The 21,379-nt window shown below is 68.8% G+C and carries 20 protein-coding genes and 1 pseudogene; 13 read left to right on the top strand and 8 right to left on the bottom strand.

Annotation, left to right across the window (positions count from 1 at the left end):
* Window positions 1-34: 34 nt before the first annotated feature.
* Complete coding sequence (locus CFB45_RS15565) at window positions 35-697, bottom strand: hypothetical protein (RefSeq protein WP_089426653.1); 663 nt, start codon at window positions 695-697, stop codon at window positions 35-37.
* A 572-nt stretch (window positions 698-1,269) separates the two neighbouring features.
* Here CFB45_RS15565 and CFB45_RS15560 point away from each other — a divergent pair.
* From CFB45_RS15560 to CFB45_RS15540, 5 genes are all read left to right on the top strand, one after another.
* Window positions 1,270-1,530, top strand: coding sequence for a phosphopantetheine-binding protein (locus CFB45_RS15560; RefSeq protein WP_039360173.1), 261 nt, complete (start codon window positions 1,270-1,272; stop codon window positions 1,528-1,530).
* Window positions 1,531-1,641: 111 nt separating this feature from the next.
* A complete protein-coding gene (gene fabG, locus CFB45_RS15555) occupies window positions 1,642-2,358 on the top strand; it encodes a 3-oxoacyl-ACP reductase FabG (protein WP_089426328.1) in 717 nt (238 codons plus the stop codon).
* Between the two features lie 87 nt (window positions 2,359-2,445).
* A complete protein-coding gene (locus CFB45_RS15550) occupies window positions 2,446-3,744 on the top strand; it encodes a chorismate transformation enzyme, FkbO/Hyg5 family (protein WP_089426327.1) in 1,299 nt (432 codons plus the stop codon).
* Between the two features lie 125 nt (window positions 3,745-3,869).
* A complete protein-coding gene (locus CFB45_RS15545) occupies window positions 3,870-4,652 on the top strand; it encodes a glycosyltransferase family 2 protein (protein ID WP_069248854.1) in 783 nt (260 codons plus the stop codon).
* A gap of 196 nt (window positions 4,653-4,848) precedes the next feature.
* Entirely contained in the window at window positions 4,849-5,610 is a 762-nt protein-coding gene (locus CFB45_RS15540) for a M48 family metallopeptidase (protein WP_089426326.1), read from the top strand.
* A 100-nt stretch (window positions 5,611-5,710) separates the two neighbouring features.
* Here CFB45_RS15540 and CFB45_RS15535 read toward each other — a convergent pair whose 3' ends face one another.
* From CFB45_RS15535 to CFB45_RS15520, 4 genes are read right to left on the bottom strand one after another with little or no spacing between them, the layout of a single operon-like run.
* Window positions 5,711-7,423 carry a lactate permease LctP family transporter gene (locus CFB45_RS15535; protein WP_089426325.1) on the bottom strand — a complete coding sequence of 571 codons (1,713 nt, stop codon included), beginning with the start codon at window positions 7,421-7,423 and terminating at the stop codon, window positions 5,711-5,713.
* A gap of 50 nt (window positions 7,424-7,473) precedes the next feature.
* A complete protein-coding gene (locus CFB45_RS15530) occupies window positions 7,474-8,919 on the bottom strand; it encodes a LutB/LldF family L-lactate oxidation iron-sulfur protein (protein WP_089426324.1) in 1,446 nt (481 codons plus the stop codon).
* Entirely contained in the window at window positions 8,916-9,650 is a 735-nt protein-coding gene (locus CFB45_RS15525; protein ID WP_089426323.1) for a LutC/YkgG family protein, read from the bottom strand. Before CFB45_RS15525 ends, CFB45_RS15530 begins: the two co-directional genes overlap by 4 nt.
* The gene (locus tag CFB45_RS15520; protein WP_089426322.1) at window positions 9,647-10,444 is read right to left on the bottom strand and encodes a (Fe-S)-binding protein; all 798 of its coding nucleotides are present in this window, start codon (window positions 10,442-10,444) and stop codon (window positions 9,647-9,649) included. The genes CFB45_RS15525 and CFB45_RS15520 overlap by 4 nt, the downstream gene beginning before the upstream one ends.
* 134 nt (window positions 10,445-10,578) lie before the next feature.
* Here CFB45_RS15520 and CFB45_RS15515 point away from each other — a divergent pair, with 134 nt between their 5' ends.
* The 6 genes and pseudogenes from CFB45_RS15515 (at window position 10,579) to CFB45_RS15490 (ending at window position 16,217) form a co-directional block, all read left to right on the top strand.
* Complete coding sequence (locus CFB45_RS15515; RefSeq protein ID WP_069248848.1) at window positions 10,579-11,295, top strand: FadR/GntR family transcriptional regulator; 717 nt, start codon at window positions 10,579-10,581, stop codon at window positions 11,293-11,295.
* 225 nt (window positions 11,296-11,520) lie between these two features.
* Window positions 11,521-13,146 (top strand): phospholipase D family protein, encoded by a 1,626-nt coding sequence (locus CFB45_RS15510; protein ID WP_089426321.1) that lies wholly within the window; start codon window positions 11,521-11,523, stop codon window positions 13,144-13,146.
* Between the two features lie 198 nt (window positions 13,147-13,344).
* Window positions 13,345-14,118, top strand: a complete 774-nt coding sequence (locus CFB45_RS15505) for a class II aldolase/adducin family protein (RefSeq protein ID WP_089426320.1) — start codon at window positions 13,345-13,347, stop codon at window positions 14,116-14,118.
* Between the two features lie 367 nt (window positions 14,119-14,485).
* Window positions 14,486-14,920, top strand: a complete 435-nt coding sequence (locus tag CFB45_RS15500) for a CHRD domain-containing protein (protein ID WP_046544429.1) — start codon at window positions 14,486-14,488, stop codon at window positions 14,918-14,920.
* 17 nt (window positions 14,921-14,937) lie between these two features.
* A pseudogene (locus CFB45_RS15495) lies at window positions 14,938-15,117 on the top strand (zinc ribbon domain-containing protein); the annotation flags it as partial.
* A 137-nt stretch (window positions 15,118-15,254) separates the two neighbouring features.
* Window positions 15,255-16,217, top strand: coding sequence for an alpha/beta hydrolase (locus CFB45_RS15490; protein ID WP_089426319.1), 963 nt, complete (start codon window positions 15,255-15,257; stop codon window positions 16,215-16,217).
* Here CFB45_RS15490 and CFB45_RS15485 read toward each other — a convergent pair.
* On the bottom strand, window positions 16,187-17,029 hold the full coding sequence (locus tag CFB45_RS15485; protein ID WP_089426318.1) for an EcsC family protein: 843 nt from the start codon (window positions 17,027-17,029) through the stop codon (window positions 16,187-16,189). The genes CFB45_RS15490 and CFB45_RS15485 overlap by 31 nt on opposite strands.
* A gap of 107 nt (window positions 17,030-17,136) precedes the next feature.
* Between CFB45_RS15485 and CFB45_RS15480 the strand changes: the two genes are divergently transcribed.
* Both CFB45_RS15480 and CFB45_RS15475 read left to right on the top strand, forming a co-directional pair.
* Window positions 17,137-18,732, top strand: coding sequence for an MDR family MFS transporter (locus tag CFB45_RS15480; RefSeq protein WP_089426317.1), 1,596 nt, complete (start codon window positions 17,137-17,139; stop codon window positions 18,730-18,732).
* Window positions 18,733-18,758: 26 nt separating this feature from the next.
* Window positions 18,759-19,205, top strand: coding sequence for a MarR family winged helix-turn-helix transcriptional regulator (locus CFB45_RS15475; RefSeq protein WP_089426316.1), 447 nt, complete (start codon window positions 18,759-18,761; stop codon window positions 19,203-19,205).
* 81 nt (window positions 19,206-19,286) lie between these two features.
* Here CFB45_RS15475 and CFB45_RS15470 read toward each other — a convergent pair whose 3' ends face one another.
* Window positions 19,287-19,868: a DJ-1/PfpI family protein gene (locus CFB45_RS15470; RefSeq protein ID WP_021161332.1), complete on the bottom strand. Its 582-nt coding sequence runs from the start codon at window positions 19,866-19,868 to the stop codon at window positions 19,287-19,289.
* 166 nt (window positions 19,869-20,034) lie between these two features.
* The gene (locus CFB45_RS15465; RefSeq protein WP_039360131.1) at window positions 20,035-21,315 is read right to left on the bottom strand and encodes an amino acid deaminase; all 1,281 of its coding nucleotides are present in this window, start codon (window positions 21,313-21,315) and stop codon (window positions 20,035-20,037) included.
* Window positions 21,316-21,379: the final 64 nt, after the last annotated feature.

Below are 21,379 nucleotides of genomic sequence, written 5' to 3'. Positions count from 1 at the left end.
GAGCGAAGGCCGGCGCGGCGCGCCGGCCGTGAATTCATCGTGACGGCTGCGATGCGTGCGTCGTCGCGCGATACGCGCGCACGGCATCGACCATGCGCGGCCGCGGTTCGTGCGGCAGTGCGAAGCGCCGGCACGCATGCTCGGCGGCGAACATCACGGCAACGAGCGGCAGCGACAGGTAGTTCGCGAACGTCGACCACGTGACGATCGGCGCGGTCGCGAACAGCAGCGTCGACACGGCGGCGATCGCGACGAAGAACAGCGTCCACGCAAGCGTGATCTGCCGGGTGTAGCGCGCGACGGCCGGCGTGATCGCGCCGTGGATCATCGTCGCGAAGCGCGTGCAAAGCGGCACCTGGCCGGCGGCGAGCGTGCGGCCGAACAGCAGCGCCATCGCGAGGTTGAAACTCGCGTGTTCCAGATACAGGCCCCATTCGAAATGCCGGGCGAGCGGCACGCGTGTGGCCCACAGCACGGTGGCGGCAAGCAGCCACGCCGGCACGAGCCATGCGCGATGCGGCGAGCGCAGCGCCGCGCCGAGCGCAAGCAGCAGCGGCGGCACCAGCGCCATCGCGAGGCCGAAGCCGTGCGCGCCGGGTGTCGCGGTCGCGTAGTGCGCGCCGGCCTGGTACGCCGCGACGGCGCCGACCGCGGCGATGCCGCGCGCGACAGGCGCGACGGGCAGCAGCCGGCTCATCGGCGGCCTCCGCGCACACGGCGCGCGAACGCATGCCCGGCGGCCGGGCGGCAGCGGGCGGACGGGCGAACCGGAACGGAGCGGAAGGACGGGCGCGGCATGACTGGCGACATCGGGCGGATCGTGGCCGGACGCGGTGGTCGGGCCGTCAAACATCATATGAATGGCGGCCGGGACGCAGGTCCGGGCCGGTGGTCGGGCACGCTCATTTTAGGGCCGCGGCACCGCGTGTTCGGGGCGGGCGCGAACGGGTTTTGTAACCGATTGTATGGCGCGGGACGAACGGTTTCGCGGGGTCGGTCCATTTCCATCCAAAGCGGCTCAAGCGTCTCATGCATTCAGGTCCTGAAACGGGCTGCGGAGCCGGCTCGCCAGTCTGTAACCATTGGCGGTATACGGCCCGATACCCGTTCGTCTAGAATCCGCGTAACTTTTACAAACAATCCCCCAATAAAGCAGGCGGGGAAGCCGGCAGACGCCGGAGGGACGGAGATTCGCACGCGCCGGGCGTGCACGGCGACAGCCGTTTCCGGGCGCCTTCCGCTGCCACGGGCCGCCTGCCCGCACGCATGATGAACGCACTGGAACAAGAGCTCGCCACGCTGATCATCGGCGAACTGAATCTCGAAGACGTCACGCTCGAAACCGTGACGGCCGAGACCCCGCTGTATGGCGAGGGTTTCGGGCTCGACTCCATCGACATCCTGGAAATCGCACTGCTGATCTCGAAGAAATACGGCTTCGAGCTGCGTTCGGACAATCCGGACAACCAGAAGATCTTTGCGACGCTCGGTGCACTGGCGGCGTACGTCGCCGCGCACCGCACGAAGTGACGGTGTCGCGCCACGGGCGCGACGCGCAGATGATGACGGCAGGCGGCCGCAATCGGCAGACGATACGCGGCCGCGTCGATCGAGGGGGAACGCGATGAACGGAGCAATTCGATGCGGGCTCTCGTGACGGGCGGCAGCGGCGCACTCGGGCAGGCGATCTGCACGGCGCTCGCGCAGGCCGGCCATGAAGTGTGGGTGCATGCGAACCGTCATCTCGCGCAGGCGGAGGCGGTCGCGCAGCAGATCGTCGCGGCCGGCGGCACCGCGCACGCGATCGCGTTCGACGTGACCGACGCCGATGCGACGCTCGCCGCGCTGCAGCCGTTCATCGACGATGCGCCGGTGCAGATCCTCGTCAACAACGCGGGCATTCACGACGATGCGCCGCTGGCCGGCATGTCGCGCCGGCAATGGCACAGCGTGCTCGACGTGACGCTCAACGGCTTCTTCAACGTCACGCAGCCGCTGCTGTTGCCGATGATCCGCACGCGGCGCGGCCGGATCGTCAACATCGCGTCGGTGGCCGGCGTGACCGGCAATCGCGGGCAGGTCAACTACGCGGCCGCGAAGGCGGGGCTGATCGGCGCGACGAAGTCGCTGTCGCTGGAGCTCGCGTCGCGCGGCATCACCGTGAACGCGGTCGCGCCCGGCATCATCGAATCGCCGATGGCCGGGCACGCGTTTCCCGCGGAACGCATCAAGCAGCTCGTGCCCGCGCAGCGCGCGGGCCGGCCCGACGAAGTCGCGGCGATGGTCGCGTACCTGGTGTCCGACGCCGCGGCCTATGTGACGGGGCAGGTGCTGTCCGTCAACGGCGGGCTCGCCTGACGAAGCGCGCAGCGTCGGCGTGACGTAACGCAACGCGGCGCAGGCCGCGAGGTTGCGCGGCCTGCGCCGCATAGTGAGGAAATCGAAGTGTCCGTGCATCCAGTCGACGCCGAACGGCGCCCGTGTTCCCTGTCGTCCTCTGCCGCGCCCGTCGTGCGCGGGCAGACAGCGGCCGGGCCGGCCGCATCGCGATCGGGCTTGCCGCCCGCGCACGACAGCGAGGGTGCACTGCGGCTCGTCCGGATGAGCCATGCGCGGCTCGCTGCGTTGCTGCACGATGCGCGTGGTCGTGGCGATGGATTCGAGCGCGCGTTTCCCGGCGCGTTGGGTGCGGTGTGCATTGGCGCGGACACGGCATCGCACGCCGAATCACGAGCGGACGCGGCAGCACGGATGCTGGCCGATGTCGTGCCCGACTTGCCGGTCGCCCCGGTGCCGATGACGCTGCTCGGCGCCGGCATCGCGCCGGACGACGCCGTCTGCGAAATCTGGCAATGCCATGCGCGCGACCTGCGCAGCGAACGGCGCGGCGCGCTGCACTATCGGTACAGCGAAACGGCGGGCCTCGTGTTCGGCAGCATCGTCGTGCACGAAGCAGCACTCGAGGCGAATGAATCGCACGACATCGGCACCCCGCTCGAACGCGCGACCCACGACGCATACCGCACGCTGTTCGACGTGCTCGATTCGCTCGGCATGCCGCATCCGCTGCGCATCTGGAATACGGTGCCGGCGATCAATGCGGTGCAGTTCGGGATCGAGCGCTATCGTCAGTTCAATATCGGCCGCCAGCACGCGTTCGATGCGTGCCGCCGCGCACTGACGGGCGGCGTGCCGGCCGCATGCGCGCTCGGCTCGGTCGTGCCGGTCGCGGGCGATGCATCGCCGGCCGCGCCGCTCGCGATCCATTTCCTCGCGAGCCGCACGCCGGCCGATCCGGTCGAGAACCCGCGCCAGGTCAGCGCGTATCACTATCCGGCGGAGTACGGCCCGCGTGCGCCGACGTTCGCGCGTGCCGCCGCGTGGTCGCAACGCGATGCCGCGCCGGTGCTGTTCGTGTCGGGCACCGCGAGCATCGTCGGGCACCGCACCGTGCATCACGGCGACGTCGTCGCGCAAACGCGCGAGACGGTCGCGAACCTCGCCGCCGTGCTCGAGCAGGCCGCGCGCCAGGGGCACGGCCCGTTCTCGCTCGCCGACCTGAGCTATCGCGTCTACGTGCGCGACGCCGGCGATGCCGCGGCGCTGGCCGCGATCGAGCGCGTGTTGCGCGAGGCGGCCGGCCCCGGCGTGCGGCCGCTCGTCGTTCATGCGGACGTGTGCCGCGACGACCTGCTGGTCGAGATCGAGGCCAGCGCGGGTCATGAGGAGGCATGGTTGTCATGAAGCGGGAAAACCTCACGATCGAGCCACCGGCCCCGCACGCGGGCGACGTCGACGAAGCCTGCCGACGGTCGCCGGCAAGTCATAAACTTTTGTCAGGATCCTCGTCTTCGCAATCGGCCGTTTCCATGTCCAAGCTGCACGCCTCGTCCACCCATCTCGTCCTGATTCCGAGCTACAACCCGGGTGCCAAGGTCGACACGACCGTGCGCAATGCCCGCGCGCAGTGGAATCCGGTGTGGGTCGTCGTCGACGGCAGCACCGACGGCAGCGCCGAACGGTTGCAGGCGATGGCCGAGCGCGACCCGGGGCTGCGCGTGATCGTGCTGCCGGAGAACCGCGGCAAGGGCGCCGCGGTGCTCGCCGGGCTCGACGCGGCGGCCGCGAGCGGCTTCACGCATGTGTTGACGATGGATTCCGACGGCCAGCATCCGGCCGACCTGATTCCCGCGTTCATGGCCGCGTCGCAGGCCGCGCCCGACGCGATGGTGCTGGGCGTGCCGAAGTTCGACGCGAGCGCGCCGCAGTTGCGCGTGCAGGGGCGCCGCCTGTCGAACGCGTGGGCGGACCTCGAGACGCTGTGGGCCGGGATCGGCGATTCGCTGTACGGGTTTCGCGTGTATCCGGTTGCGCCGCTGGCCGCGATCATGCGCCGCCAGCCGTGGATGCGCGGCTTCGACTTCGATCCCGAGGCGGCCGTGCGGCTGTGCTGGGCCGGCGTGCGGCCGATCCGCATCGACGCGCCGGTGCGCTATTTCGGCCGCCACGAGGGCGGCGTCTCGCACTTTCATTACGGTCGCGACAACGCGCTGCTCGCGTGGATGCACCTGCGCCTGTTCACCGGCTTCGCGGTGCGGCTGCCGATGCTGGTCGCGCGGCGGCTGACGCGACGCCACGACCAGACGGCCTGAGCCTGCCCGTTTCCCGTTCCGGTCGTCGCCTGGTTGCGGCGATTGCTCCGTTTTCCGTCGTCAATCCCGTGCCGACGCGCCGCTTCGTTCCTGTTCGTTGAGTAATCAACGTGTCATCTGATGTAAACATCTGGTAATTTTCTGCCGGATTATGCAAAATCGCCGCTCCCAAATACAACTATCGAGGGATTCCGGGATGCAACTCAAGAAAGCGGTGGCAGCGTGTGGCGTGGCGTTTCTGTTGAGCGCGTGCGGCGGGGTACAGAGCCTTGACGCGAACAGCCTGACGTCGGCGGGGACCAGCCTGTACAAGGCAGCGACGCTGTCGGACAGCGACATCGCCGCACTGTCGAACGACTCGTGCAAGGCGAGCGATGCCGAATCGAAGATCGCGCCGGCGAACAGCGCGTACGCGAAGCGCCTGACGAAGGTGATGAAGGGCTTCGGCGACATGACGCTGAACAGCCAGAAGATCAACTACAAGGTCTACATGACCAAGGACGTCAACGCGTGGGCGATGGGCAACGGCTGCGTGCGCGTGTACAGCGGCCTGATGGACATGATGAACGACGACGAGCTGCGCGGCGTGATCGGCCATGAAATGGGCCACGTCGCCCTCGGCCACTCGAAGAAGGCGATGCAGACGGCCTACGCGGTCAGCGCGGCGCGCACCGCGGCCGGCGCGGCATCGCCGGGCGTGGCGGCGCTGACGAGCTCGCAGCTCGGCGACATCACCGAGAAGTTCATCAATGCGCAGTTCTCGCAGTCGCAGGAAAGCGCGGCCGACGACTACTCGTTCGACCTGCTCAAGCAGAAGGGCATGAACCAGAAGGGTCTGGTCACGTCGTTCCAGAAGCTCGCGAAGCTGGACGGCGGCAAGAGCTCGATGTTGGATTCGCACCCGTCGTCGGCGAGCCGCGCGCAGCACATCGAGGATCGCATCGCGAAGGGCAGCTGATCGCGCAACCGGTCGCCTGCCGCGGCGGGCGATCAACCGGCGACATGAAAAACCCCACGCTCTTCCGGGCGTGGGGTTTTGTTTTTGGGGCGGGCGCCGCTTACGGCACCATCCCCGGCAGCACGTACGCCTGCGCGAGCGTGATCAACCCGACGATCACCGCGAACAGCAGGCTGTGCCGCACCGTGAAGCGGAACAGCTCCGACTCCTTGCCGACGAGGCCCGTCGCCGCGCAGGCGACCGCGATCGACTGCGGCGAGATCATCTTCGCGGTCACGCCGCCCGTCGTGTTCGCGGCCACCGCGAGCGTCTCGGGCACGCCGAGCTGATGGGCCGTGGCCTGCTGCAACGAACAGAACAGCGCGTTCGACGACGTGTCCGAGCCCGTCAGGAACACGCCGAGCCAGCCGAGGAACGGCGAGAAGAACGGGAACGCGGCGCCGGTCGCGGCCAGCATCAACGCGAGCGTCGACGACATCCCCGAATAGTTCGCGACGAACGCGAACGCCAGCACGAGGCCGATCGACAGGATCGGGCGCGTCAGTTCCTTCAGCGTCTCGCCGAACGTGACGAGCGCGTCGCGCGGCTTCATCCGCAGCAGTGCCATCGAGATCAGCGCGGTCACGAGGATCGCGCTGCCCACCGCCGACACGAGATCGATCTTCAGCACCGCGTCGAGCGCCTTCGGCGTCGCGGCGATCGGCGCGGTCTTCACCACGAGCTGGTCGAGCCCCGCCACATGGAACTTCAGCACGGTCGACGCGAGCGCGCCGTGCGCGGCGAACAGCGCCTTGAACGGCGCGATGCTCCATACCGTGACGACGGCCGTCAGGATCAGGAACGGCGACCATGCGCGCACGGTCTGCGCGAGCGTGTACGGCGACGCCTGCCGGCTCGTGCCGGTGCCGAAGCCGTTGCGCGAGCCCGCGCCGCCGAAGCCCGCGAGCGCAGCGCCGCCGCCCGACGCGACGAGGCCGCCGGCCGTCTGCTGCGCGGTGCGCGGCTGCCAGACCTTCAGGAACGCGGCGAGCGCGACGAGGCTGACGAGCGACGACGTGATGTCCGGCAGCTCGGGCCCGATGTGGTTCGACGTGAAGTATTGCGTCACCGCGAAGCTGCCGCCCGCGACCAGCGCCGCCGGCCAGGTCTGCCGCACGCCGCGCAGCCCGTCCATCATGAACACGAGCCAGAACGGCACCGCGAGCGACAGCAGCGGCAGCTGGCGGCCGGCCATCGCGCCGATATGGAACGGATCGATGCCCGTCACCTGCCCGGCGACGATGATCGGAATGCCCATCGCGCCGAACGCGACCGGTGCGGTGTTTGCAATCAGGCACAGTCCTGCCGCGTGCAGCGGCTTGAAGCCGAGCCCGACGAGCAGCGCCGCCGTGATCGCGACGGGCGCGCCGAAGCCGGCCGCGCCTTCGAGGAATGCGCCGAACGAGAAGCCGATCAGCAGCATCTGCAGGCGCTGGTCGTCGGTGATCGACAGCACGGACGCGCGAATGATGTCGAACTGGCCGGTCTTCACGACGATCTTGTACAGGAACACGGCCGCGACGATGATCCACGCGATCGGCCAGATGCCGTACGCGAAGCCGAAGCCGGCCGCCGCGAGCGCCTGCGGCACGGGCATCCCGTACGCGAGGATCGCAACGCCGAGCGACAGCAGCAGCGTGATCGCCGCGGCGACGTGGCCCTTGAGCCGCAGCGCGGCCAGCGCGACGAAAAAGAAGATGATCGGGATTGCGGCGACGGACGCCGACAGCCCGAGGCTGCCGAGCGGCGTGTAGATCTGATGCCAGGCTTGCATGGATGTCTCCTCCATAGGTTTTTGTCGATACGGCTTGAGAAACGAAACGGCTATTCGGGCTGGCCGCGTGCGCGCAACAGGTCGGACAGGCTGCGCGGCGCCGGTTCGAGCGGCGTGCGGTGCTGTGTCCAGCCCATCTGTTTTGCCGGCGTCAGCGCACGCAGCCGCGTCGCGGTCCAGCGGAACGCGCGGTACGCGCGCGGGTGCGCGAACGCCCCCGACCAGAAGCGCCACACGAGGTCTTCCGCGCGGTTGTAGTTCGCGCCCTGGCCGCGCAGCGGATGCGCGACGGGCTCGTCGGGCTTGCGGTTCGCTTCGGTGCGCAGCCGCACGAGCAGTTGCGGGATCGGGATCCGTACCGGGCACACCTCGCCGCAGGCGCCGCACAGCGTCGATGCGGTCGGCAGGTCGGCCGTCGCGTCGAGGCCGAGCAGGTGCGGCGAGATGATCTTGCCGATCGGGCCCGGGTAGGTCGTGCCGTAGGCGTGGCCGCCGATGCGCGTATAGACGGGGCAGTGGTTCATGCACGCGCCGCAGCGGATGCACTGCAGCGTCGCGCGCAGTTGCTCGTCCGCGTAGGCCTGCGTGCGGCCGTTGTCGAGCAGCACGAGATGCAGCTCGCGCGGGCCGTCGCGTTCGCCGTCGCGGCGCGGGCCCGAGATCAGGTTGAAGTAGGTCGTGATCGCCTGGCCGGTGGCCGAGCGCGTGAGCAGGCTCGACAGCGGCACGATGTGCTCGAGCTTCTCGACGACCTTCTCGATCCCCATGATCGCGACGTGCGTGTCGGGCACCGTCGTCGACAGGCGGCCGTTGCCTTCGTTCTCGACCAGCCACAGCGTGCCCGTGTCGGCCGCCGCGAAGTTCACGCCGGACAGGCCGATGTCCGCCTCGGCGAACGCGCGGCGCAGCGCGCGCCGGCCGGTCTGGATCAGCTCGTCGACGTCCTCGGTGTAGCGCGTGCCGGGGATGTGTGCCTCGAACAGCTCGGCGATGTCGCCGCGCGTCTTGTGGATCGCCGGCATCACGATATGCGATGGCTTCTCGCCCGCGAGCTGCACGATGAATTCGCCCATGTCGGATTCGATGCAGTCGACGCCGTGCTCCGCGAGGGCGTGGTTCAGCTCGATTTCCTCGCTCGCCATCGACTTGCCCTTGATCACGCGGCGCGCCTTTTTCGCCTGCGCGATGCCGAGCACGATCGCGTTCGCGTCGGCGGCCGTTTCGGCCCAGTGCACGTGCACGCCGGCTTCGGTGAGCTTCGTTTCCAGCCGTTCGAGCAGTGCGGGCAATTGCGCGAGCGCGTGCTGCCGCACGGCTTCGCCGAGGTCGCGCAGCTGTTGCAGCTCGGTGTCGTCGGGGAACTGCGTCGCGCGCTTGCCTTGCAGGAAGTCCATCGCGCCGCGAAAGCTCTTGCGCAGCGCGGGATCGTCGAGCGCGGCGCGCGCGCGGGCCTTGAAGTCGCCGGGGGCAACGAATTGCACGGTGTGGTCGCTCATTGGGGGAGGTCCTCGCTGGCGGTGGCGGCCGGGCCGGCGGCGGCCGTATCAGTGACGATCACGACCCACAGGCGGCGCGGGCCGTGCGCGCCATAGGCGAGCGTCTGCTGGATGTCGGACGTTTTCGACGGGCCCGATACCAGCACGAGGTTGGTTGGCATGCCGGCGTGCCAGCGCTCCGCGTGCACGGCCGCATGCAGGTCAGGATGCAGCGTGCTCGCGTGAACGAGCGCGACGTGCAGTGGCGGCACCAGCGACACCGTGCGCGGCGTGCCGGCATCGGGTGCGAGCACGACGGTGCCGGTGGCCGCGATGCCCGAGCGCGCAACGGTGAAGCCAGCATCGATCGTGTCGAACAGTTCGGTCTTCCACGCGTCGATCGGCCGGTCGAACGGCACCGGCACGACCGTGTCGGGCAGCGCGTGGGCGAGCGCAGCGGATTCGGCGCGGGCCGGGTCGAGCAGCAGGCTGCGCACGCCAGCCTCGGCGAGCCGCACGGCGAGCTGCGCGGGCCATGCGTCGCCGGTCGCGCGCCAGACGTCCGCGTGCGACGCGGCGAGCGCGGCCTGCATCGTGAGGGCAAGTGCGTGCGGATCGTGTGCCGCTTCGGTTTGCATGCGGCGCATGTCGTAATGCGTGTCGATGCGAGCGTCGAGCGCGGCGGCGGCCTCGGCGGCGACACCCGGGGCGGCGGCGCGCAGCCGCTGGAGGATGGCGTCGCGCGCGCTCATGGCTTGTCTCCGCGCAGCGATGCGGCGCCGGCCGTGCGCCGCCACAGGAAGCTGGCGAGGTGCTCGACCGGCAGCGGCGCGCCGGATTGGTCGGCCGCATGGCCGATGTTCAGCAGGCAGCCGCAGTCGGCGGACACGAGCCGATCGCAGCCCGTCGCGCAGGCCGATGCGACCTTGTCGCGCACCATCGCGCCGGAGATGTCGGGGTGCTTCAGCGAGAACGTGCCGCCGAAGCCGCAGCATTCGGATTCGCGTTCGTGTTCGATGCGCGTCACGCCGGGCAGCGCGTCGACGAGCGCGACGCCGTGCACACGCGTGCCCATCTCGCGGCGGGCCGCGCACGACGTGTGCAGCACCACGCGCTCGTTGGCGCCGGCCGGCGCGGTGAGTGCATCGAGCCGCACGTCGAGCACGTGGACGAGGAATTCGGTGAGTTCGTAGGTGCGTTCCGCGATCGCCCGCGCCTTGAGGCCGTGGACGGGATCGTCGGCGAACAGCGCCGGCCAATGGTGCCGGATCATGCCGCCGCACGAGCCGGAGGGCACGATCACGGGCCACGGTTCGGCGAACAGGTCGAGCTGCGCGGCCGCGACGCGGCGTGCCTCGTCGGGATTGCCGCTGCTGTAGGCCGGCTGCCCGCAGCAGCTCTGGCCGCGCGGATAGTGGACGGTCAGGCCCTCGCGTTCCAGCAGGCGGACCGCGTCGAGCCCGGCTTCGGGGACGAACAGGTCGACCAGGCAGGTCGCGAACAGGTAGACGTGCGCGGGGGCGGCGGGGTACTGCCGTTGGTTCATGTCTCGCTCCAGAGGCGACGGCCCGGCATGCGGATGCGGGACGACGATTTCGCTGCATAATTCCCGCGACGGCGCCGCAGCTCAAGTTGGTTGGGCCAATCGGCGCGGAAGGCATGGCGCAGGGAGACGCGACGATGGCAGCGATGACGGCACGGGGCCGGACCGAAGTGGTGATGCGCAAGATCGAGACGGCGCTGCTCGACGGCACCTGGCCGGCCGGCGCGCGCCTGCCGGCCGAGCGCGTGCTTGCGCAGGAATACGGCGTGGCGCGCAATACGGTGCGCGAGGCGACCCAGCGGCTCGTCGCGCGCGGGCTGCTGCAGAGCCGGCGCGGCGCGGGTGTCTACGTGACGGACCAGTTGCGTGCCGGGATCGCGTCGCCGTGGGGCCAGCTGGTCGCCGATCATCCGGCGCTGCGCGACGACATCCTCGAGTTCCGCCGCGTGCTCGAAGGCGCGACCGCCTATTTCGCCGCGCTGCGCGCCGATGCGAACGACCGGCGCCGGATCCGGGCGCTGCTGCGCGAGCTCGAAACCGCGCACGCGAACGGCGCCGCGGCCGTCGAAGCCGCGACCGACGCGAAGCTGCACGAGGCGATTGCGCTCGCGTCGCACAACACGATGTTCCTGCACCTGCATACCAGCGTGATCGGGATGCTGCGCGAGCATATCTCGATCAACGTGGCGGGCATGACGACGCACGACGAGCAGGCGTCCGAGCTGCTGTTGCTGCAGCACCGCGTCGTGTGCGACGCGATCTGCGCGCAACGGCCCGAGGAGGCGCGCACCGCGATGCAGACGCATATCGACTATGTGCGCAGCCATTTCGAGCGCAGCGGCGATGGAGCATGAAATTGGTTGGGCCGCTTTGGCGCGTGACCCGTCCGGCGGCCGCTTCCGGCGCGGCGGGGCAGCGACGCCCGGCAGTCGGGGGCACGCTTGCTGCTCGAAGCTGCCGGCGCCGACCCGCGCGATTGACCGGTTCATCGGGCGCCCACTAGAATCGGCCGGAACCGCGCGCCAGCCGCGCGCCGCGGCGCATGCGGGCCTTTTGTTCCGCCAGTCGAGGAAGTTTCCGTGTTCACCTCTTTGATCCGGCGCGCACCGGCCGCGCTGTCGTGGCGCGCCGCATGCCGCCCGGCCCGCGCACTGGCCGTCGGTGTGCTGTTGTCGCTCGTCGCCGCCTGCGCGACGCATCCGCCCGCCACCACGCTCGATCGCCCGGTCTCCCACGCGTTGTCGGCCGATACCGCGACACCGTTGCGCGATGCGCTGGTCGCGCCGGAGGCCGCGCATCCGGGGCAGTCGGGCTTCCGGCTGCTGGCCGATGGCGCCACCGCGCTGCAGATGCGCATCGCGCTCGCGCGGGCGGCGACGAAGACGCTCGACATGCAGTACTACATCGCGACCGAGGACACGACCGGCAAGCTGCTGCTCGCCGCAGCGCTGTACGCGGCCGATCGCGGCGTGCGCGTGCGGATGCTGGTCGACGACCTGAACTTCCACGATATCGACCGCGTGATGGCCGCGCTCAACACGCACCAGAACATCGAGATCCGCGTGTTCAACCCGTTCGGCGCATCGCAGCGCGGCATGGTCGAGCGCACGGCCAACTTCTTCACGCGGATCGACAGCTTCACGCGCCGGATGCACAACAAGGCGATGATCGCGGACAACCAGCTCGCGATCGTCGGCGGCCGCAATCTCGGCGACGAATACTTCAGTGCGAGCCCGACACTGCAGTTCCGCGATCTCGACGTGCTGGCCGCCGGCCCCGTGACGAGCGACATCTCGAAGAGCTTCGACGACTACTGGGCGAGCGCGAGCAGCTATCCGTTGCGCGTGCTGAATCAGCAGACGTTCGATCCGAAGGATCTCGACGCGATGCGCGACGAGTTGCGCGACCACTGGAGAAAGAATGCCGATCCGTACAACGCGAAGCCGCTGAACGCGACGCCGCTCGCACGGCAGATCGCGCGCGACGAACTCGAACTCGTGTGGGCGCCGGCCGAATTCAAGGTCGATGCGCCGGACAAGGTCGCGCGGCCGACCGGCACGTACGTGAGCCCGCCGATGCAGCGCCTGGCCGAGCTGACGCGCGGCGCGCAAAAGGAATTCCTCGCGTTTTCGCCGTACTTCGTGCCGCACGACGCCGGCGTGAAGATCCTCGGCGACACGGTCGCGCGCGGCGTGCGCGTCGCGATCGTCACGAATTCGCTCGCGGCGACCGACGCGGTCGCGGTGCAGGCCGGCTATGCGCCGTACCGCGTGCCGTTGCTGCAGCGCGGCGTCGAGCTGTACGAATTCAAGTCGCAGCCGGACCAGCAGCCCGCGCGGCTGTTCGGCTCGCGCTCGCGTGCGAGCCTGCATGCGAAGGCGTACGTGATCGACCGGCAAATCGTCGTGATCGGTTCGCTGAACCTCGACCCGCGTTCCGCGTACCTGAACACCGAGCTCGCGCTCGTGGTCCATAGCCCGGTGCTCGCGCAGCAGGCCGCGGCGATCTTCGCGCGCGTGACGCAGCCGGACGAAAGCTACCGCGTCACGCTCGCGAAGCGGACCGACGGCAGCCCGCCCGCGCTCGAATGGACGGGCACCGAAGGCGGTCAGGCCGCCACCTATCACGTCGACCCGCATGCGGGGCTGCTGCGCAACGTGATGACGGGCATCTTCACGCTGCTGCCGGTCGACGACCAGTTGTAAGGGCGGCAACGGCTCCGGCAAAACCCGCGATACCGGTGCGCGGGGAAAGGTGATAAGGTTGTGCGCGCAACCATATATGAATCGTGAAGGGCGCCGCCGGGCCGCTCGCACAATGCGGGTCGGAACGGCGCCGGCAGACGATGGACATGCGCGCCGCCGCTCGCCGTGGCCGCGCGCACCCGCAACCGGAGTTCCCCCATGCAACGTGTACCGAACCAGCCGTTCATGCGTCCCGCCCGTTTCTCCGAAGCCGAATGGCAGGCGCGCGTGCAGCTCGCGGCGGCTTACCGCATCTTCGATCACCTCGGCTGGACCGAGCTGATCTACAACCATATCTCGCTGCGCGTGCCGGGCGAGGACGGGCATTTCCTGATCAACCCGTTCGGGCTCCATTACCGCGAGGTGTGCGCGTCGAACCTCGTGAAGATCGACATAGACGGCAACGTGATCGGTCATTCCGACTGGCCGATCAACCCGGCCGGCTTCACGTTCCACAGCGCGATCCATGCGGCGCTGCCCGATGCGCACTGCGTGATGCACGTGCACACGACGCCGACGATGGCCGTGTGCTGTTCGCGCGACGGGCTGTCGTTCTCCAATTTCTATTCGGCGCAGCTGTACGGGAAGATCGCGTATCACGACTTCGAGGGCATCACCGTACATCTCGAAGAGGGGCGGCGCATCGTCGAAAGTGCAGGCGGGCGGCCGGTGCTGCTGCTGCGCAACCATGGGCCCGTGACGATCGGCGCGACGCTCGCGCAGACGTTCTCGCTGATGTGGCTGCTCAATCGTGCATGCGAGGTGCAGGTCGCCACGCATGCGATCGGCGACGCGTTGCCGATTGCGCCGCCGGTGCTCGAAGGGTGCGTGCGCGATTCGCTGAATTTCGATCCGAAGCATGGCGCGGGGCAGGACGCGTTCGACGCGCTGCAGCGGATCGTCGATCGCGTCGATCCGGGCTATCGCGCGTGACGTGAAGCGGTGCGCTCGCATCGCCATGCCTGATACGGGGTGAACCGGATCCGACGGCGGCGTGCGCAAAAAAAACGCGGCCGGGCGGCCGCGTGAATACTCGCAGACTCCTTCGGACGAAGGAAACAAGCAACTGTGAGACGAAGTGTAGCGAAAGGCCGCGCGCCGATTCAGTCATCCGGCTGCAAAGGTCCATTCCAGGTTGATGCAGACTGACGCGCCGTGCGCCGCGCGAGCGGGCCGGCCGGGTGCGGTGCGGCGATTCGCTGCATGGCCGTTCGGTCGACTCCCGGACCGGCGGCGATCGACTACCATCCTATCTGGCGCCCCCGCTCGGGCGGCGTACAACGTCGTACAAGGAGAGTCCATGCTCAAGCTGCGTTTGCTCCAGGTCGCGTTACTTGCGGGCGTGCTGGCCGCCGGCAGCGCCGCCGCCGAAACGGTGCGCCTGTCCGCCAATCTCCAGCCGTCGAGTGAAGTGCCGCCCACGGCGACCAAGGGCTCGGGCGACGTCGAGGCCACCTACGACACGGCCACGCACATGCTGCAGTGGAAGGTCACTTACGAACACCTCACGGGGCCGGCCACCGCCGCGCACTTCCACGGGCCGGCGCCGGTCGGCCAGAACGCGGGCGTGCAGGTGCCGATTCCGAAGGAGGAGCTGGCGAGCCCGATCAAGGGCTCGAAGGAACTCACCGACGCGCAGGTCACCGACCTGATGGGCGGCAAGTGGTATTTCAACGTCCATACGAAGGAGCACCCGGCCGGCGAGATCCGCGGCCAGGTGATGCCGGCGAACTGAGTGCCGGCGTTTGATCCGTGAGCGCCGGAAACCGGCAGACGCAGGCGGCATTCCGCTGTGTCGGGTGCGGGCATGAGGGCCATGCCGATGTGGTTGGTGCGATCAACATACTGGCGCGGGGGCACCGCGTTGCAGCCTGTGGAGAGCCGGTGCAGTCGGGCAGCTCCGTGAAGCAGGAACCCGCCGAGGCGATCTGAGACAAGCATCATCGTTTCAAACGCGGTAGGAATCCCGAGCCTTCAGGCGCGGGAGGATGTCAAGTAGAGGCACCTGTCGAGCGGTGCGGGAGCGATCGCACGTACCATCGTCACACTGTGATTACGGAGTGCGTCCGATGAGTTGGCAAAGCAAGTTCGCCTGCTGGCTGCTGCGCTGGCAGTTTCGTCCCGAGACCACGCGTGAGGTACTCGATCCCGCTCGCGCACGGCGCTTTACCGACTTGCGAATGTATGTGCCGCGCCGTGCGCCGTCGGGCTACCGGCTGCGCCAGTGCCATGGCCCGGGCGACGCGCCGCTGCGCGGCGAATGGCTCGAACGCACCGACTCGGTGGCGGGCCGCGGGCCCGGCCGCACGTTGCTGTACTTCCATGGCGGCGGCTATTACTTCTGTTCGACGAAGACCCACCGTCCGCTCGTGTTCGGCCTGACGAAGCGCGCGGGCGTGCGCTCGTTCTCGCTCGACTACCGGCTGGCGCCCGAGCACCGCTTCCCGGCCGCGCTCGACGATGCGCTGGCCGCGTACCGGCAACTGCTGGCGCTCGGCACGCCGCCCGAGTCGATCGTGCTCGGCGGCGATTCGGCGGGCGGCGGCCTCGCGCTCGCGACGCTCGTCGCGCTGCGCGACCGCGGCGAGCCGCTGCCGGCCGGCGCGATCCTGTTCTCGCCGTGGACCGACCTGGCCGCCACCGGCGCGACGCTGCGCACGAACGACGGCGCCGATCCGATGTTCGCGGGCGCGGCGCTGCCGAAGGCCGCGAAGCTGTATCTGGGCGACGAGCCGGGCACGAATCCGTACGCATCGCCGCTCTATGCGGATTTCGCGGGCCTGCCGCCGCTGTATATCCAGGTCGGCAGCACCGAGGTGCTGCTCGACGATTCCCGCCGCGTCGCCGAGAAGGCGAAGGCGGCCGGGGTCGCGGTGGAGATCGAGGTGTGGCCGGACATGCCGCACGTGTGGCAGCTGTACGCGCCGATGGTGCCGGAAGCGCGTGACGCGCTCGACCGCGCGGCCGCGTTCCTGCGCCGCGTCGCGGTCGAGCGTGCGGTTCAGCGTGCCGGCGAGGCGTCGATCGCCTGATAGGCGGCCTTGACGGCCACCGAGCCGTACTTGCGCTCGAGCCGGCGCACGGTGAAGTGGCCGTGCGCCATCTGCTGGAAGTGGTCGATGAACAGCGTATTGACGGTCGCGCCGAGCACGGCGCCGATCGCCGGAATCGACTTCGCGGCCATTTGCTCGGTCACCTGCACCGAGAAGCGCGACGCCACCGTCTGCACGAGCTTGAACACGGCCGCCGAGCTGTGCGCGGCGATGCCCTTCGTCGTGATGTCGGACGACGCCTTCGAAATCGCCTGCGCGAGCGCGCCGCGCAGCACGAAATAGCCGAGATCGGCGTCCTCTTCCTGCTTGTCCGGGTTGCCGCCCATGCCGAGCACGGCCAGGCATTGCAGCTGCGTGTCGACCGAGCCCAGGTCTTCACCCTCGCTGCGCGCGATGTCGCACACCGAGCGGAAGATCAGCGTCGTCGTCACCGGCAGCTCGACCGGCAGCGCGAGAAAGCCGAATGCGCCGCCCGCGGCGCCGGTCGTCGCCACCGCGAGCTTGTGCAGCAGGTTGCTCGGCTTGTCGGGCTCGGCGTCCGGCCCGGGCGGCTTGCCGAGCGTGCGCAGCGCGATGTTCAGACACTTGCGCAGCGCGAGCTGCGTCGCGTCGTTGATCTTGCCGGTCGCGAAATCCGGCAGCCGGGCGATCATTTTCTCGACCGGGGCGCCGAGCATGCCCGTCAGCTTCATCGTCAGCGACGGGCTTTCCAGCACCTGCTTCGCGCGCCACAGCGCGTCCCGATCCTCCTGGGACAGCGAGGTCGCGGGGGTGATTGAAATCGGTTCCATCTTTCTCCTTGGCGGTCTGAGCCAGTTTGACCGTCGCCAGCCTAGATTACTCCGGCATGCTAGAATTTTGAGATTGTTTGACTCGTCAAAAGTTGCGCCGACAAAAAATGGCCGTCCATACTGCCGCCCACCATTCGAGCGGGCAAGTCCTGCCGTTCCGCGAATCGCTGCTGGCGATGATCGGGATCTCATTTGTCACCATGCTGGTCGCGCTCGACCAGACCGTCGTCGGCACCGCGTTGCCGACCATCGTCGCCGAGCTTCGCGGTTTCGACCTGTACGCGTGGGTCGCGACCTCGTACCTGCTCAGTTCCGTGATCACGGTGCCGATCTTCGGCCGGCTCGGCGATTATTACGGCCGCAAGCCGTTCGTCATTGCGTCGATCGTCGTGTTCACCGGCGCGTCCGTGCTGTGCGGGATGGCGAACGACATGCTGATGCTCGTGCTCGCGCGCGGGCTGCAGGGGATCGGCGGCGGGATGCTGGTCGGCACCGCGTTCGCGTGCATTCCCGACCTGTTCCCCGATTCCGTCGTGCGCCTGCGCTGGCAAGTGCTGATGAGCTCCGCGTTCGGCATCGCGAACGCGGTCGGCCCGTCGCTCGGCGGCGTGCTGACCCAGTCGTTCGGCTGGCGCTCGGTGTTCTACGTGAACCTGCCGGTCGGGCTGCTGTCGCTGCTGTTCGTGTGGCGCTACCTGCCGCACCTGCGCCACGTCGAGCACGATCGCAAGATGCGGCTCGACTGGCCGGGCGCGCTGCTGATCGCGCTGTCGCTCGGCGCGCTGCAGCTGTTCGTCGAATGGCTGCCGAAGTACGGTGTCGCGAGCTGGGCGTCGCTGCTGCTCGTCGTCGCGGTCGCGGCCGGTTTCGGCCTGTGGCACTGGGAGAAGCGTTGCGCGCAGCCGATCTTGCCGTTCGACATGTTCGGCAACCGCGCGCTGTCGGCACTCTTCGTGCTGGCGATCCTCGCCGGTTTCTCGATGTTCTCGCTGCTGTTTTACGCGCCGCTGCTGTTCCAGGGCGGGTTCGGGATGTCGCCGAAGGAGGCGGGGCTCGTGATCACGCCGCTCGTCGTGTTCATCACGATCGGCAGCATCATGAACGGCCGGGTCGTCACGCGCATCCGCAACCCGAACGCGATGCTGCACGTCGGCTTCGTGCTGTTCGCGATCACCTGCGCGGGCATCGTCGTGTCGACCCACACGACGCCGAAGTGGCTGCTGATGGCGCTGATGGTCGCGGGCGGCATCGGGCTCGGCTTCGTGCTGCCGAACCTCACCGTCTTCGCGCAGCAGACGGCCGGCCGCGAGCATCTCGGCATCGCGACGGCGTTGCTGCAGTCGCTGCGGATGGTTGGCGGGATGGTCGGCACCGCGCTCACCGGCACGCTCGTCAACCAGATGTATTCGAGCGGCGTGCGCAATGCGCTGTCGGCCGACCAGGCGATGCAATGGCATGCGCGGCTCGCCGATCCGCAGATCCTGATCGATCGCGCTGCGCAGGGTGGTCTCGTCGCGGAGCTGACGCGCGCCGGGCATAATGGCGCGCTGCTGCTGGAAGCGGCCCGCGAATCGCTCGTCGGCGCGATTCACCTGGGCGTCGCGATGGCGGCGGTCGTCGCCGTGGTGTCGGTGTGGCAGTGCCGCCGCGTGCCGCCGATCGCGCTGCGGCACAAGATCGAACCGCATGTCGCGGCCGACTGAACGATTGAACGAGTAGAACTGAGCGCATGGAAGAACAGGACCGCGTCGCGATCTTGCAGCAATTCGGACGCACGTATCGCGCGTTCATGACCGCGTTCGAGGCGCACGTCGGGCAACCGATGCCGCGCTGGCGCATCATGGTCGCGTTGCACACGATGGGCGGGCATTCGTCGCAGAAGAAGCTCGTCGAAGTGCTGCGCGTCGATCCGGGCGCGCTCACGCGCCAGTTGAAGTCGCTCGACGCGCTCGGCTGGATCCAGCGCGAATCCGACGCACGCGACAATCGCGTGACCAACGTGACGCTGACGGACGACGGCCGCGCCGCGTTCGACGCGTGCCTGCCGCGCCGCAAGGCGTTTCTCGAACAGACGATGGCGCAATTGCCGGACGACGTGCTGACTGCGCTGTCGGGCGCGCTGGCGATGCTGGAGTCGCGGATCGCGGACGTCGGCTCGACGCCGGCCGCGCGCTGAAGCGCGGGGCAGGGGCGGCGCGCATCCGCCGCCGGCCCGGCCCTTCATCTCATCTCAATTCACTGTCGGTCAGAAGCGGGTTCAAAGCTCGATGCGCGTGCCCAGCAGCGCGAGGAACTGCGCGAGCCAGGCCGGATGCGCGGGCCACGCGGGCGCGGTGACGAACGGCGCATCGGTCACGGCCGCATCGACCGGGATGTCCGCGTATTCGCCGCCGGCGAGCTTCACCTCGGGCGCGCAGGCCGGGTAGGCCGAGATGCGCTTGCCGCGGATCACGTCGGCGGCCGCGAGCAGTTGCGCCGCGTGGCAGATCGCCGCGATCGGCTTGCCGGCTTCGGCGAACTCGCGCACGAGCGAGATCACCTTCGGATCGAGTCGCAGGTATTCGGGCGCGCGGCCGCCCGCGATCGCGAGCGCGTCGTAGCGCGATGCGTCGACGTCGTCGAACGCCGCGTTCAACGTGAACTGGTGGCCGGGCTTCTCGGTATAGGTCTGGTCGCCCTCGAAATCGTGGATCGCGGTCTTGATCTTGTCGCCCGCGCGCTTGCCCGGGCAGACTGCATCGACGTGGTGGCCGACGGCCTGCAGCGCCTGGAACGGCACCATCGTTTCGTAGTCTTCGGCGAAATCGCCGGTCAGGAACAGGATCTTCTTCGCGGCCATGGCTTTCTCCAGTGGAGCTGCGTTGAGGGCCCGCGCGACAGGCAAGTGCCACGCCCGCGTGGGGCCCCGAGGACGAGAGCGCAGTGTACTCCGGCCGCTTGAAGCGCGCGTGACGGCCGCCCCGCGCGAGCGGCGGGGCGGTGGTGCACGTTGTGCGCGACGGGCGTCAGAAGAAGGTTTCGACGACTTCCGTCACGCTGAACTGCGGATCGAGCACGAGCACCTGGCGCCACTTGTCGAACGTCAGGCACGGGTGCGAGATGTCGAACGCGACCATGTCGCCCACTTTCACGTCTGCGCCCGGCGGGATCTGCAGGTACGCGTGCTGGTCCATCATCCCGGTGACGGCCCAGCCTTCGGTGGCGGCGACGTCGCGCGGCGCGGTGTCGCGGCCCGGGCGGAAGTGGCGCGCCGGCTCCGGCAGCCCCGCGTCGAACGCCGCGTCGCGCTTGCCGAGCGCGACGATCGCGCGGTCCGCCTCCGGCACCGACTGCACGTAGGCCCACAGCTGCAGCGCGGGCAGCAGCCCTTCGCCCATCGTGCGTGCGATCGGGTTGCGCGCGAACACGTCGGTCTGCGCCTTCTTGTAGATGCCGACGTCGTGCGTCAGGTAGCAGCCCGGACGCAGCACGACTTCCGCGAAGCCGGCGTTCGACGCCTTCGCGAATTCCTCCGCGACCACGTCGTACCACGCCGAACCGGCGCCCGACAGGATTGCCGGCGTACGCGCGAAGCGGCCTGCTTCGGCGAGCTCGCGCGTGAGCGCGACCGCTTCCTGCAGGAACGTGCGGATCTCGCCTTCTTCCTTCAGCACGCCTTCATAGAGTTCGATCCCGGCCAGCTTCAGCGTGTCCGGATAGCGCGCGATCGCGGCGAGCACGGCTTCGCGTTGCGCGGCATCGCGCACGCCCGCGCGGCCGCCCGGCACGCCGAGCTCGAGCAGCACGTTCAGCGGCTTCTTCAGCGCACCGAAGAAGCGGCCGAGCTGGTCGACGCTCTCCGCCGAATCGACGAGACAGAAGAATTCGAAGTCGGGATCGGACAGCAGCCCGGCGATGATCGTCATGTTCTGGCGGCCGACCAGCTGGTTCGCGAGCAGCACGCGCCGCACGCCGCCGTGATACGCGGCCTGCGTCTGGTGCGCGGTCGCGAGCGTGATACCCCACGCGCCGGCGTCGAGCTGGCGGCGGAACAGTTGCGGCGCCATCGTCGTCTTGCCGTGCGGCGCAAACTTGACGCCGTACTTCTGCACGAAGGCCTGCATCCAGTTCAGGTTGTGTTCGATGCGGTCCTCGTAAAGCACGGCGGCCGGCAGGCTGACGTCTTCCGCAAGCAAGTTCCACTCGAGACGGCCTGCTTCGCCGAGCGGCACGCTCGCGCTGGGCAGATTGCCGAGGCCCTTGCCGAACGGATCGATCGTCGCTTCCTGATAGTTTGTAACTTTCATGTCATCCTGCTCCATCATCACTATGCATTGCACTGAAGTTGACACGCCGATGGTACAGAAAGTA

This window comes from Burkholderia sp. HI2500, assembly GCF_002223055.1.
GTDB lineage: Bacteria > Pseudomonadota > Gammaproteobacteria > Burkholderiales > Burkholderiaceae > Burkholderia.
This window is presented reverse-complemented; position numbering and strand designations above follow the sequence as displayed.

Coding starts and splice junctions, on each gene's coding strand:
- CFB45_RS15515 (WP_069248848.1), top strand. CDS start 10,579: ATGGCAGCGATGACGGCACGGGGCCGGACCGAAGTGGTGATGCGCAAG.
- CFB45_RS15540 (WP_089426326.1), top strand. CDS start 4,849: ATGCAACTCAAGAAAGCGGTGGCAGCGTGTGGCGTGGCGTTTCTGTTG.
- CFB45_RS15470 (WP_021161332.1), bottom strand. CDS start 19,868: ATGGCCGCGAAGAAGATCCTGTTCCTGACCGGCGATTTCGCCGAAGAC.
- CFB45_RS15475 (WP_089426316.1), top strand. CDS start 18,759: ATGGAAGAACAGGACCGCGTCGCGATCTTGCAGCAATTCGGACGCACG.
- CFB45_RS15500 (WP_046544429.1), top strand. CDS start 14,486: ATGCTCAAGCTGCGTTTGCTCCAGGTCGCGTTACTTGCGGGCGTGCTG.
- CFB45_RS15505 (WP_089426320.1), top strand. CDS start 13,345: ATGCAACGTGTACCGAACCAGCCGTTCATGCGTCCCGCCCGTTTCTCC.
- CFB45_RS15545 (WP_069248854.1), top strand. CDS start 3,870: ATGTCCAAGCTGCACGCCTCGTCCACCCATCTCGTCCTGATTCCGAGC.
- CFB45_RS15520 (WP_089426322.1), bottom strand. CDS start 10,444: ATGAACCAACGGCAGTACCCCGCCGCCCCCGCGCACGTCTACCTGTTC.
- CFB45_RS15490 (WP_089426319.1), top strand. CDS start 15,255: ATGAGTTGGCAAAGCAAGTTCGCCTGCTGGCTGCTGCGCTGGCAGTTT.
- CFB45_RS15485 (WP_089426318.1), bottom strand. CDS start 17,029: ATGGAACCGATTTCAATCACCCCCGCGACCTCGCTGTCCCAGGAGGAT.
- CFB45_RS15560 (WP_039360173.1), top strand. CDS start 1,270: ATGAACGCACTGGAACAAGAGCTCGCCACGCTGATCATCGGCGAACTG.
- CFB45_RS15535 (WP_089426325.1), bottom strand. CDS start 7,423: ATGCAAGCCTGGCATCAGATCTACACGCCGCTCGGCAGCCTCGGGCTG.
- fabG (WP_089426328.1), top strand. CDS start 1,642: ATGCGGGCTCTCGTGACGGGCGGCAGCGGCGCACTCGGGCAGGCGATC.
- CFB45_RS15480 (WP_089426317.1), top strand. CDS start 17,137: ATGGCCGTCCATACTGCCGCCCACCATTCGAGCGGGCAAGTCCTGCCG.
- CFB45_RS15525 (WP_089426323.1), bottom strand. CDS start 9,650: ATGAGCGCGCGCGACGCCATCCTCCAGCGGCTGCGCGCCGCCGCCCCG.
- CFB45_RS15530 (WP_089426324.1), bottom strand. CDS start 8,919: ATGAGCGACCACACCGTGCAATTCGTTGCCCCCGGCGACTTCAAGGCC.
- CFB45_RS15565 (WP_089426653.1), bottom strand. CDS start 697: ATGAGCCGGCTGCTGCCCGTCGCGCCTGTCGCGCGCGGCATCGCCGCG.
- CFB45_RS15465 (WP_039360131.1), bottom strand. CDS start 21,315: ATGAAAGTTACAAACTATCAGGAAGCGACGATCGATCCGTTCGGCAAG.